9 protein-coding genes are annotated in these 12,766 nt (G+C 57.8%); 7 read left to right on the top strand and 2 right to left on the bottom strand.

The genetic code is table 11. The features are described 5' to 3' along the window. Positions 1-725: 725 nt before the first annotated feature. Positions 726-1,700, bottom strand: coding sequence for a malate dehydrogenase (locus ACW17M_RS22245; RefSeq protein ID WP_022519687.1), 975 nt, complete (start codon positions 1,698-1,700; stop codon positions 726-728). A gap of 242 nt (positions 1,701-1,942) precedes the next feature. Here ACW17M_RS22245 and ACW17M_RS22240 point away from each other — a divergent pair, with 242 nt between their 5' ends. Both ACW17M_RS22240 and ACW17M_RS22235 read left to right on the top strand, forming a co-directional pair. Continuing rightward, positions 1,943-3,061 (top strand): efflux RND transporter periplasmic adaptor subunit, encoded by a 1,119-nt coding sequence (locus tag ACW17M_RS22240; protein ID WP_457548108.1) that lies wholly within the window; start codon positions 1,943-1,945, stop codon positions 3,059-3,061. Next, positions 3,045-6,116, top strand: coding sequence for an efflux RND transporter permease subunit (locus tag ACW17M_RS22235; RefSeq protein ID WP_400674972.1), 3,072 nt, complete (start codon positions 3,045-3,047; stop codon positions 6,114-6,116). The genes ACW17M_RS22240 and ACW17M_RS22235 overlap by 17 nt, the downstream gene beginning before the upstream one ends. Positions 6,117-6,365: 249 nt before the next feature. Here the strand turns inward: ACW17M_RS22235 and ACW17M_RS22230 are convergent, their stop codons facing one another. Beyond that, positions 6,366-6,854: an Rsd/AlgQ family anti-sigma factor gene (locus ACW17M_RS22230; RefSeq protein ID WP_009288487.1), complete on the bottom strand. Its 489-nt coding sequence runs from the start codon at positions 6,852-6,854 to the stop codon at positions 6,366-6,368. Positions 6,855-7,239: 385 nt separating this feature from the next. On the opposite strand from ACW17M_RS22230, the gene ACW17M_RS22225 reads away from it, so the two are divergent. Genes ACW17M_RS22225 through ACW17M_RS22205 form a run of 5 tightly spaced genes read left to right on the top strand, consistent with a single transcriptional unit; the run spans position 7,240 to position 12,736 of the window. Further along, entirely contained in the window at positions 7,240-9,525 is a 2,286-nt protein-coding gene (locus ACW17M_RS22225; protein WP_457548107.1) for a bifunctional salicylyl-CoA 5-hydroxylase/oxidoreductase, read from the top strand. Then, positions 9,522-10,292: an SDR family NAD(P)-dependent oxidoreductase gene (locus ACW17M_RS22220; RefSeq protein ID WP_443603846.1), complete on the top strand. Its 771-nt coding sequence runs from the start codon at positions 9,522-9,524 to the stop codon at positions 10,290-10,292. Before ACW17M_RS22225 ends, ACW17M_RS22220 begins: the two co-directional genes overlap by 4 nt. After that, positions 10,289-10,747 (top strand): MarR family winged helix-turn-helix transcriptional regulator, encoded by a 459-nt coding sequence (locus ACW17M_RS22215; protein ID WP_400674962.1) that lies wholly within the window; start codon positions 10,289-10,291, stop codon positions 10,745-10,747. The genes ACW17M_RS22220 and ACW17M_RS22215 overlap by 4 nt, the downstream gene beginning before the upstream one ends. A 43-nt stretch (positions 10,748-10,790) precedes the next feature. Beyond that, the gene (locus ACW17M_RS22210) at positions 10,791-11,603 is read left to right on the top strand and encodes an enoyl-CoA hydratase family protein (RefSeq protein ID WP_457548106.1); all 813 of its coding nucleotides are present in this window, start codon (positions 10,791-10,793) and stop codon (positions 11,601-11,603) included. Continuing rightward, on the top strand, positions 11,603-12,736 hold the full coding sequence (locus ACW17M_RS22205; RefSeq protein WP_457548105.1) for an acyl-CoA dehydrogenase family protein: 1,134 nt from the start codon (positions 11,603-11,605) through the stop codon (positions 12,734-12,736). Before ACW17M_RS22210 ends, ACW17M_RS22205 begins: the two co-directional genes overlap by 1 nt. Positions 12,737-12,766 lie beyond the last annotated feature (30 nt).

The following is a 12,766-nucleotide window of genomic DNA, read 5'->3' as shown; positions in this document are numbered from 1 at the left end:
TGAATCGTGAATCGTGAATCGTGAATCGTGAATCGTGAATCGTGAATCGTGAATCGTGAATCGTGAATCGTGAATCGTGAATCGTGAATCGTGAATCGTGAATCGTGAATCGTGAATCGTGAATCGTCAGGAGTATAGGTCTCGTAGCGCGTGGTGACGAGCAAACGAGGCACTTGAGGATGACGGCGGGATGACACCTAGTGGTACCCCACACCAACCCCGGCACCGCTTCGCGCTGCTTCCGCGAGTGCGCTTCGCTTACCACGCGCTACTAAATCTCGCAGACACATGAAGGTGGGGATTCCAAGGGCGTGTGCACATTATGTACATGGCCGTGGCACGTCATCACGCCACCGAAATCGAGTGATTGTCGTAGCGCGTGGTAACGAGAAAGCGAGTTCAGCGAGCGTTTCGAGGCACCCGCGGGAGGCGGCGGAACGACGCCCAACAGCACCCAACCATCACCGCCTACACAGGCCAACCCCGGCACCGCTCCGCGATGCATCCGCGGGTGCGCTTCGCTTACCACGCGCTACTAAATCTCGCAGACACATGAGGGTGGGGATTCCAAGAGCATGTGCACATTATGCAAATGGCCGTGGTACCCCACACCAACCTCGGCACCGTTTCATGCTGTTAAATCTCACCCAACAAAAAACCCCACAAGCTAAGCTTGCGGGGTTTGGCGTTAACTGGCGCTAGTGTAAAAGCGTCAGCGGGCGCGTTTAGCCGAGCAGGTGCTCGACTGCTGCACGCTCTTCGCGCAGTTCTTTCTCGGTGGCTTTCATCTTCTCTTGGCTGAATTCGTCAATTTCGAAGCCTTGAACGATTTCATACTTGCCACCCTGGCAACGCACTGGGTAGGAGTAGATGATGCCTTCGTCGATGCCGTAGCTGCCGTCAGACGGAATTGCCATGCTGACGATGCCTTTGGAACCCAGCGCCCAGTCGTGCATATGGTCGATGGCGGAAGAGGCAGCAGAAGCGGCAGAAGAAGCGCCACGTGCCTTGATAATCGCCGCGCCGCGCTGCTGCACGGTGGGGATAAAGTCGTTTTCGTACCAGTCGCGCTCAACCAGATCGAACGCTGCTTTGCCGTCGACTTTGCACTGAGCCAGATCCGGGTACTGGGTGGCACTGTGGTTGCCCCAGATGATCATGTTTTCAACGTCAGTGACGTGCTTACCAGTTTTCTGAGCCAGCTGGGTCAGAGCACGGTTGTGATCCAAACGCGTCATGGCGGTGAACTGACCTGCGTCCAGATCCGGCGCGTTGCAGGAAGCAATCAGCGCGTTGGTGTTGGCCGGGTTACCAACGACCAGCACTTTCACATCACGGCTGGCGTGATCGTTCAATGCTTTACCTTGAACGGAGAAGATCGCTGCGTTGGCTTCCAGCAGGTCTTTACGCTCCATGCCTGGGCCACGCGGACGTGCGCCAACCAGCAAGGCGAAATCAGCGTCTTTGAACGCTACGTTCGGGTCATCGGTGGCAACGATGTCTTGTACCAGCGGGAAGGCACAGTCGTTAACTTCCATTACCACGCCGTTCAGGGCGTCCATTGCCTGGGGAATTTCCAGAAGCTGGAGAATGACAGGCTGATCCGGCCCCAACATGTCGCCAGCGGCGATGCGGAAAATAAGAGAGTAGCTGATCTGACCGGCGCCGCCGGTAATCGCAATACGTACTGGATCTTTCATCATTGCTCCTTGATTGGTTCGCCTAGGGATGGTTCTCGCCTGAGGAGTGGCTTAACAGAACTCAAGACGCAAAGATGGTATGCCCAGCCGGGGAAAAACTCAATCAGACATGAGACTACAACCCATTTACCAACCTTGCTATCCGCTCAATGGCTTGCTACTCGCTGAAAAGGCTGAGTTGCGCTATGGTATCTTCGGCTTTATGGCCTCCTTTCTTGTTTTGCTAAGGACATGGATGCTCCATGCGAAAAATTCCGTTTTCTTATGCCTTGGCTAGCCTACTGGTGCTGGCGCTAGTGATATGGCTCGCTTTTGGTAATTTTCAGCGCTTTCAAACCACGCCCCCAGACGCACCCGCGCGCAGCGAAGCAGGTTCGCGGGTTGAAATTGTCGTGCAGCAGAGCACGCCGTTTATTCCTCAGCAAATCGTCCAGGGCCAACTGACGGCAGAGCGCGAAACCACCCTGCGCGCCAACGTCGCAGGCTTTGTGGCTGAGAAGCCGGTCGCGCAAGGTAGCCGCGTTGCGGCGGGCGATACGCTACTGGTGCTGGATAATGACGCTCTGCCCGAGCAGCTACAGCAGGCCCGGGATGAACTAGCCGTGGCCGAGGCGGAGTATGCCGGGGCTCGCAACCTGCGCCAACGGGAGCTGATTTCCCAGCCCGAGTTACTGCGCCTGCAGAGCGCACTAAGCGCCAGCGCTGCTTCCGTGGCGCAACTCCAGAAGCAACTGGACGACAGCCGCCCCACCGCACCTTTCGATGGCGTGCTGAACCGCGTGCAGGTAGAGCTAGGCGACCTGCTGCAGCCCGGTGAAGAGTGGGGCCAGTTGGTCGATGACCGCCGTTTGACAGGTGCCGCCTGGGTTTCTCAGCAGCAAGTGGGCGATTTAAGCGAGGGGTTACCGGTCACCGCGCGGCTACTCAATGGCGACCACCTCGAAGGTGAGCTGACCTTTGTTAGTCACCGCGCTGAAGAGGCCACTCGCAGCTTTTATATCGAAGCCACGCTGGATAACCCGGCCGGTAAACGCCTGGCAGGCGGCAGCGCGGAGCTGACCATTACGCTGCCGCCCCGCCAGGTGCACACCCTTTCGCCTGCGCTGCTGAGCTTGAATAGCGAAGGCCAACTGGCGGTCAAGCACCTGGATGAGAACGACACAGTACAGCAGACCACCGTGGAGCTGGTGAGTGCCGATACGCAGCACGCCTACGTGACTGGCCTACCCGACCCGCTACGCCTGATCACGTTGGGCGCCGGCATGGTAGATATCGGTGAGACAGTGACCCCGGTGCCTGTTGAAGAGGCGATTATTTCACAGCCGGCGGAACAGGATAGCGTTCATGCGCCAGTTGATTAATGCGGCGCTAGCCCACACTCGCACGACATTACTGCTGCTGGTGAGTCTTCTATTGGCGGGCATCACTGCCTGGCAGATGATTCCTAAAGAAGCTAACCCCGACGTCACCATTCCGATGATTTATGTCTCGCTGACACTGGAGGGGGTGAGCCCCGAGGATGGCGAACGGCTACTGATTCGCCCCATGGAGCAGGAACTGCGTGGCATTGAAGGGTTGCGCAAGTTCACCGCCCAATCCAGCGAGGGGCATGGCTCGATTACTCTGGAATTCGACCCCGGCTTTGATCCCGACACCGCGCTAACCGATGTACGTGACCGGGTGGATATTGCCCGCAGCGAACTACCTTCCGAGGCCGATGAGCCGCGGGTGATGGAGGTCAACGTCTCGGAGTTTCCGGTGTTGACCATTGGCCTCTCCGGGCAGTTGGATACCCGTGAGCGCATGACGATTGCCCGACGCTTGCAGGAGGAGATCGAAGGTATTGCCGATGTGCTGGAAGTCGATATTGCCGGTGAGCGGGAAGATCTGCTGGAGATCGTCGTGGATCCGCTGGTATTGGAAAGCTACGGCGTCGACTTTGACACGCTATTTAATCAGGTATCGCGCAATAACCGCTTGGTGGCAGCGGGCAGTTTGGATACCGGCGCGGGGCGCCTGGCGCTGAAAGTCCCCGGTATTATCGAGTCCCTTGACGATGTTATGAATATGCCGGTCAAGGTCGATGAGGATCGTGTGGTCACCTTTGGCGATGTGGCCTGGATCAACCCTACCTATAAAGACCCCGAAGGCTTTGCCCGCATCGATGGCCAACCAGCGGTGGTGCTGGAAGTTTCCAAACGCGCCGGGGCGAATATCATCGCCACCATTGGCGCGGTGCGTGACCGCTTAGCCGATGCAGATGACTTACTTCCCGAGCAGTTGCGTTTCACCACTATTCTGGATGAGTCGACCACCGTTAAGAATATGCTCTCCGAGCTGCTCAATAACGTACTGACCGCCGTTGTGCTAGTGCTGATTGTAGTGGTCGCGGTGATGGGCTGGCGCATGGCGCTGCTGGTGGGGCTTACCATTCCCGGTGCCTTCTTAACCGGTATTCTGCTGGTATGGGCGTTTGGTTTTACGCTCAATATCGTGGTGCTGTTTGCACTGATTCTGGTGGCGGGCATGCTGGTGGATGGCGCTATCGTGGTCAGTGAGCTTGCCGATCGCCATCTGCGCGATGGCCAAACGCCTCATCAGGCGTGGCTCAACGCTGCTGCAAGAATGAGCTGGCCGGTGATTGCCTCGACGGCCACTACGCTGGCGGTCTTTATTCCCCTGCTGTTCTGGCCTGGCGTGGTCGGTCAGTTTATGAAGTACCTGCCCGCCACAGTGATTTTGTGTCTGCTAGCATCGCTGGCCATGGCGTTGGTGTTCTTACCTACTCTTGGGCGCCTGTTTACGCGTACCACCGCAACCACGACAGACGCCAACCATGATGAGGCGACGACTTCCTTTGGGCGTGGCTATCGCCACCTGCTGGCAAGGCTACTTATGCACCCTGCCTGGGTACTGCTGGTGACCGTATTGTTAATGGCTCTGCTGTATACCGGCTATGCGCGCTTTAACCACGGTGTCGACTTCTTCCCAGCCGTAGAGCCTGACAGCGCCCAGGTGTTGGTGCGCGCCCGAGGCGACTTCTCCGCCGTTGAAACCGACGCCATTGTGCAGCGGGTGGAAGCCAAACTATCCGGCATGAGTGAAGTGCGAGCGTTGTATGCGCGCTCCTTTGCGGTGCCTAACCAGCAGATGGGCAACGATGTGATTGGCATGCTGCAGTTCCAGTTTATCGATTGGCATGAGCGTCGCCCTGCCCAGGCCATTTTGGACGACATGGCCGAGCGCGCCGGAGATATTCCCGGCATTACGCTGGAATTTCAGGAGCAGGAGATGGGCCCCGGTGGCGGTAAGCCAATCGTGCTTGAGGTCAGCGCCACGAATCCCGACGTCGCCGATGCAGGCGTTAACCAGATAACCCAACTAATGCGCGAGCTGGGTGGCTTTACCGACATTGAGGATAACCGCAGCCTTCCGGGCGTGGAGTGGCAGGTTAACGTGGATCGCGAAGCGGCGGCGCGCATGGGTACCGATGTAACGACCATTGGAAGCGCGGTGCAACTGCTGACGACCGGCCTTCAGGTGGCTAGCTATCGCCCGCCGGAAGTCAGCGATGAAGTGGATATCCGCGTGCGTCTGCCGCAAAACTGGCGTTCGCTGGATCAGCTTGAGCGCTTGACCATCAACACTCAGCGGGGCCAAGTGCCGATCTCGAATTTTGTGACTCTGGAACCGGCGCCGAAGGTCGGCACCCTTAATCGCATCAATGGTCGCCGGGCGATTACCATTGAGGCTGACTTAGCACCGGGCTATCTCGCTGATGAGCGCCTAACTGCCCTGCTAGCCGCAAGCAGCGGCAGTTTGCCTGATGGCCTGATGGTCAACGTGGCGGGTGAGCAGGAGGACCAGCAGGAGTCGATGCAGTTCTTAGCCAGTGCCTTCTTGATTGCTATCGGTTTGATGGCGCTGATTCTGGTCACCCAGTTCAATAGCTTTTATCAAGCGGGGTTGGTGCTCTCGGCGATTGTGTTCTCCACCGCGGGGGTGCTCATGGGCCTACTGATTACCGGCCAGGCGTTTGGCATTGTCATGGTGGGGATGGGCGTGATTGCTCTGGCGGGTATCGTGGTCAATAACAACATTGTTTTGATCGATACCTACAACGAACTGCGCGGCCAGGGTATGACACCCGGCGAAGCCGCCCTTGAAGCGGGCTGTTTACGCCTACGCCCAGTGCTGTTAACGGCGATTACCACGGTATTGGGGCTCATGCCGATGGTGCTGGGGATCAATGTAGACCTGTTCACCCCTGCCCTGGGCTTTAATGCGCCCTCCGCCCAGTGGTGGACGCAGATGTCGAGCGCCATAGCCGGCGGCCTCACCTTCGCCACCGCGCTAACACTGCTGCTTACGCCGTGTATGTTGGTGATTGGGGGTAAGCTTCGTCGTAGGGGGTGAATGGTGAATGGTGAATGGTGAATGGTGAATGGTGAATGGTGAATGGTGAATGGTGAATGGTGAATGGTGAATGGTGAATCGATTATAAGGTATTGGGCACCCACCGCGTTATGTGCACGCGTGATTTAGTAGCGCGGCGTAAGCGTTAGCGCACCCGCGGAAGCAGCGCGAAGCGGTGCCGGGGTTGAAGCGGGATTACCATGGAGCAAAAGCGCCGCATGGCGGCGCCTGTCTAATAGAAGGTCTTACTTAAGCGGGGGCTTTGGTGTGCTGCGGGCTGTGTGCGGCGTGTAAGCGCGCGATCAATTGGTCTTCCAGCGCGAAGCGTTCGGTAAGGCCACGGGCTAAGCGGTCGATCCAGGCAGGTAGGCGGGCGATGTTTTGCTCGCAGCTAAGCGTGGAGCCAAAATCGGTATCGAACTCCAACACCATCTCGGTGGACATTTCTAAACGCTCAAGCAACTTCTCCGCGATGACGAGCGCGCCCTCGTCGCTAAAGGCCCGTGCCTCTTCCGAGAGCTGGGGGTAAATCTCAAAGTGACCGGCGCTGATGTAATCCATCAGCTTTTCACTAAACGTATCGATAGGCGCTTTACTCACTGCTTCCAGTTCAGCATCACACGCTTCTTTTAGCTCAATAAAGCTGATCAATAGCTGACGGCGCTGATCCAGCCAGCGGTCAATCAGGGAATGCACGCCTCCCCAGCGCTCCAGGGCATTTTTGCAATCTTCGAGCATGGGGCTTTCTCCTTAAAGTCACCTTTAACTGCTATTAATAACTACTATCAAACGCTCAGATCAAATAATAGGCTTAGAGTCGCGCCTCCCACTACCTCTGTCAATCCCAGCAAGTACGGTTTCCATGGTACTAAAAGTTCACTGCCCATAACGCTTTCTTCTATGGCTGATAACCAGCGCTCTCAAGCGGCAGCCCCTGCCATATTCCTGCGTCTATTTATGCTCTCATCTTCCGGCCACCATTGCGAGCACAGCCGCATGAGGGCTTTAAACGCTCGCACGCATACTCACAGAAAAATACTTTAAGCTTAAAAAGTTTATACTTGAATTTTATAGAGCCCTCTCCTATCTTCAGGAAAGAGAGTGTTTTCCGTGGAGAATAAAAATGAGAATCGCCTGCCTGGGTGGAGGGCCTGCCGGCCTCTATTTCGCTATCAGCATGAAGCTACACGATCCCTCCCATGAGATCGTGGTGATTGAGCGCAACCGTGCAGACGACACCTTCGGCTGGGGCGTGGTGCTGTCAGACGAAACCCTCGACAACCTGGCGGCCAACGACCCGGTCAGTGCAGAGCGCATTCGTGAGCATTTCGCCTATTGGGACGACATTGCGGTCGTTCATAAAGGCGCCAAAACCGTCTCTACAGGCCATGGATTTTGTGGCATTGGCCGCCGCCAACTGCTGATTCTGCTACAGGAACGCGCTCGCGAGCTCGGCGTGGAGATGCGCTTTGAAACCGATATTACAGAAGCCTCCATTGAGCAGTACCGGCGTGAGTATGACTTGGTCTTGGCCGCCGATGGCCTTAATTCTCTCACCCGCCAAACCTACGCCGATCACTTCAAGCCCGACATTGATGTACGAGCGTGCAAGTTCGTTTGGCTGGGTACCCATCAAACCTTCAACGATGCTTTCACCTTTATTTTCGAGAAGACCGAGCATGGCTGGGTGTGGGCCCACGCTTATCAGTTTGATAGGGATACGGCGACCTTTATTGTCGAGTGCAGTGAGGCCACCTGGCAGGCGTTTGGCTTTGGAGAAATGAACCAGCAGGAGTCGATTGCAGTCTGCGAGCGCATCTTTGCCAAGCATCTCGACGGCCACGCGCTGATGACCAATGCCAACCATATACGCGGCTCCGCCTGGATCAATTTTCCACGGGTACTCTGCGAACGCTGGAGCTATGAGAACGTAGTTTTGATGGGTGACGCCGCCGCCACCGCACACTTTTCGATTGGCTCCGGCTCCAAGCTCGCACTGGAGAGTGCCATTGCACTGGCTAATTACTTGCACAGCGAAAGCAGCATGGCAGCTGCCGTTGCTCGCTATGAAGAGGATCGCCGCTTCGAAGTGCTGCGCCTACAGTCAGCCGCGCGCAACTCCACCGAGTGGTTTGAGCAGGTGGAGCGCTACCTGGATCTCGACCCGGTGCAGTTCAACTACTCGCTATTGACCCGCTCCCAGCGCATCAGTCACGAAAACCTGCGGGTACGCGACCCACAGTGGCTAGAAAGTGCAGAGCGCTGGTTCCAAACCCAGGCAGGCAACGCTGGCAGCGCCCGTGCACCGATGTTTGCGCCTTATCAACTACGCGATATGACGCTGGTTAATCGCGTGGTGGTCTCCCCCATGGCGCAGTATAAAGCCGTCGATGGCTGCCCTACCGATTGGCACTTTAGCCACTATGCCGAGCGTGCCAAGGGTGGCGCAGGCCTGGTATATACCGAGATGACCTGCGTCAGCCCCACAGGGCGAATTACCCCAGGGTGCCCAGGTTTATACGCCCCGGAGCACGAAGCCGCGTGGAAGCGTCTTTGTGATTTCGTACACGCCGAAACCAAGGCCAAGCTGTGCGCCCAAATCGGCCATTCAGGAGCAAAGGGCTCTACTCAGTTGGGCTGGCAAGAGATGGATGCCCCGCTTGCGAATGGCAATTGGCCAATATTGGCAGCTTCAGCACAGCCCTGGTCAGCGCGTAACCAAGTGCCCAAGGCAATGGATCGCGACGATATGGATCGGGTGCGCGATGAGTTTGTCAGTGCGGCGCAGATGGCCGATCGCGCGGGTTTTGACATGATCGAGATCCACGCCGCCCACGGTTACCTGCTCTCTTCGTTTATTACGCCATTAACCAACCACCGTGATGATGAGTACGGCGGCTCGCTGGATAACCGGCTGCGCTACCCGCTTGAAGTGATCAACGCCGTGCGCCGCGTTTGGCCTGCCCATAAGCCGCTTTCGGTGCGTATTTCTGCCAACGACTGGTGCGGCGCTGAAGGCATCACCCCAGACGATGCGGTGGAGATCGCCAAACGGTTGCGCGATGCGGAGGTGGATATTGTCGATGTCTCTGCCGGACAAACCTCGACCCAGGCCAAACCGGTCTATGGGCGTATGTTCCAAACGCCCTTCTCTGACCGGATTCGTAACGAGACGCCTATCGCCACCATATCGGTGGGCAATATCTATCAGGCCGACCATGTGAACTCGATCCTGATGGCCGGACGCGCCGACTTAGTCTGTATCGCCCGCCCTCATCTCGCCGATCCTTACTGGCTGCTGCACGTTGCTGCGGGGTTGGGTGATAGTGAGGTGGAGTGGCCAGCACCCTACCGGGCAGGGGCCGATCAGCTACAGCGCTTGGCTGAACGTGGTGAGGGTTGGGTATGAGCCAATCCGATAGAAACTCGGCAGCGAAGAGCCTGGCAGGCAAGCGGGCGGTGATTACCGGCGGCGGCAGCGGTATCGGTGCCGATATGGCCCTGGCCTTTGCCCAGGCGGGCGCCGAGGTCACGATTACCGGCCGCCGCGAGGCAGCCCTTCAAGCCGTTGCCGAGCAGCATGATGGCATTCGTACCGCCGTGGTCGATGTCACCGACGAAGCCGCCATGGTGGCGCTCTTCGAGAAGATCGGCAATGTGGATATCGTTATTGCCAACGCTGGGGCGGCAGAGAGCGCGCCGTTCGCCAAGACCTCTTTCGAGCAGTGGCAACGTATGTTGAATGTAAACCTTAGCGGAGTGTTTCTGACCCTGCGTGAGGGTTTGAAGCAGTTGAACGACGGCGGGCGCCTTATCGCCGTTGCCTCCACCGCGGGCCTGAAAGGTTACGCCTATGTGGGTGCTTACTGCGCGGCAAAGCATGGCGTAGTGGGGTTGGTGCGTTCTCTGGCTACTGAAACCGCCACTCGCGATATGACCGTTAATGCGCTCTGCCCAGGTTTTACCGACACGCCGTTACTGGCCGCCAGCGTGGAGAATATTGTGACCAAAACAGGCCAATCCGCCGAACAGGCCACCGCGCATTTTCAATCTACCAACCCTACAGGGCGATTAGTCACTCCTGCAGAGGTCACCGCGACGGCTCTATGGCTATGCGGGCCTAACAGTGGCGCAATCAACGGCCAGGCGATTTCCATCTCAGGGGGTGAAGTATGACGGCAGAAAGCTTAAGCAAGGAGCGCCTGCGCTTATGGCTGCGCATGCTGCGGGTTACCCGTCAGGTGGAGTCCGAGCTGCGCGAACGGCTGCGAACCGAGCACGACTCTACACTGCCGCGTTTTGATGTGATGGCCGCGCTATATGCCGCTGAGGAGGGCCTGAAAATGAACGAGCTCTCCAAGCGGCTGCGGGTTTCCAACGGCAACGTCACCGGCATTATTGACCGCTTGGTGGAGGATGGCGCCGTGGAACGTATTGCTATTGAGGGCGACCGGCGCGCCACGCGGGTCTGCCTGACCAGCGCTGGCCGCGAAAGCTTCAGGGCCATGGCCGTTGAGCATGAACGCTGGATCAATGCGCTATTTGAGGGTGTGACTGAAGAGGACGCCCACCACATAGGCGAGTTGCTGCATCGTTTACCGACTGCTCCTAACGATGCCTCCTTATCTTAACGACGGCGACTCCGATTAATCACTGACAGGCGAGAACAACAATATGAAAAGCATGGCTGACCTGGCCCCCGAGCACTTTATTTGGGAAATGAGTGGTGATGTCGCCGTTATCCGGTTGAATCGCCCAGAGCGCAAGAACCCGCTGACATTCGAGAGCTACGCCGAACTGCGCGATACCTTTCGTGACTTGGCCTATGCATCCGATGTGCATGCCGTGGTGTTTACCTCCAACGGCGAGAACTTCTGCTCCGGCGGCGACGTACATGAAATCATCGGCCCCCTGGTGGGCAAGGATATGAAGGGACTGCTCGAGTTCACCCGCATGACCGGCGACTTGGTCAAGGCCATGCTGAACTGCGGCAAACCGATCATTGCCGCCGTCGACGGCATCTGCGTTGGCGCGGGGGCGATTATTGCCATGTCCTCGGATATTCGTTTTGCCACCCCACGCGCCAGCACGGCGTTTCTGTTTACCCGCGTGGGCCTGGCGGGCTGTGACATGGGCGCCTGCGCCATTCTGCCGCGCATTATCGGCCAAGGCCGAGCCGCCGACCTGCTCTACAGCGGCCGTAGCATGAGTGCCGCGGAAGGCCTGCAGTGGGGCTTTTACAACCGAGTGGTCGAACCAGACTCCCTGGAAGAAGACGCCATTGCTTACGCCACCCGCCTGGCTCAGGGCCCCACCTTCGGCCACAGCATTACCAAAACCCAGCTAAACCAAGAGTGGTCGATGAGCCTGGAGCAGGCCATCGAATCGGAAGCCCAGGCCCAGGCGATCTGCATGCAGACCAACGATTTCGAGCGTGCCTACCACGCCTTCGTAGCCAAGCAAAAACCTGAGTTCAAGGGGGACTGATGAGCGACAAGAGCTTTCTAGCGTGGCCCTTTTTCGAGGCCAGACACCGCGAACTTTCCGAGCAGCTCGAAGCGTGGTGCCGCACTGAACTTCCCCGCGACCACAGCGATGTGGATGCGACCTGCATTCAACTGGTACGCGATTTAGGCAAGGCTGGGTTTCTGGAAGGCACTGCGGGCGAGCATATCGATGTGCGCAGCCTGTGCCTGATCCGTGAAACCCTGGCCCGCCATGATGGCCTGGCCGATTTTTCGTTTGCCATGCAGGGGCTGGGAACCGGTGCGATCAGCCTATACGGCAGCGATGAACAGAAGCAGTGGCTGGACAGAACCCGGCGTGGTGAAGCAATTTCCGCGTTTGCCCTGAGCGAGCCTCGCTCGGGCTCTGATGTGGCCCAGTTGGATACCACCGCTGAGCGCGAGGGCGATAGCTACCGTTTGAATGGCGAAAAGACCTGGATCTCCAACGGCGGTATTGCCGATATCTACACAGTCTTTGCCCGCACTGGTGAAGGCCCGGGTGCCAAAGGGCTTTCAGCCTTTTTAGTGCCTGCCGACACACCTGGATTGGAGATTCGTGAGCGCCTGGAGTCGGTGGCGCCTCACCCCCTGGCACGGCTGGGCTTCAACGATATGGTGCTGCCTGCCAGCGCGCTGATCGGCAAACCCGGGCAAGGCTTTCGGATCGCCATGTCGGTGCTGGACGTTTTCCGCTCCACTGTTGGAGCGGCGGCCCTGGGCTTCGCCCGCCGGGCACTGGAAGAGTCGCTCTCTCGCAGCCGCTCCCGGGAGCTGTTTGGCGCCACTCTTGCTGATCTACAAATGGTGCAGGGTCACTTGGCCAATATGGCGCTAAACGTGGATGCCGCCGCCCTGCTGGTTTACCGCGCTGCCTGGACGAAAGATCAAGGCGCTGAGCGGGTGACCCGTGAAGCGGCAATGGCCAAGCTATTTGCCACCGACCAGGCTCAGCAGGTGATTGACCAGGCAGTACAGCTTCACGGCGGCGATGGCGTTCGCAAAGGCCATATTATCGAAAGTCTCTACCGGGAAATCCGCGCGCTGCGAATTTATGAAGGCGCTTCAGATGTACAAAAAGTAGTCATCGCCCGCAGCATGCTCGCGGAGGAGTAAACAGCAAAAAGCTGTACAGCAGTTTCCAAC

The sequence above is a fragment of the Vreelandella sp. 2A-K22 genome, from assembly GCF_054065485.1.
The sequence above is the reverse complement of the archived record's forward strand: the minus strand, read 5'-3'. Positions and strand labels throughout refer to the sequence as shown.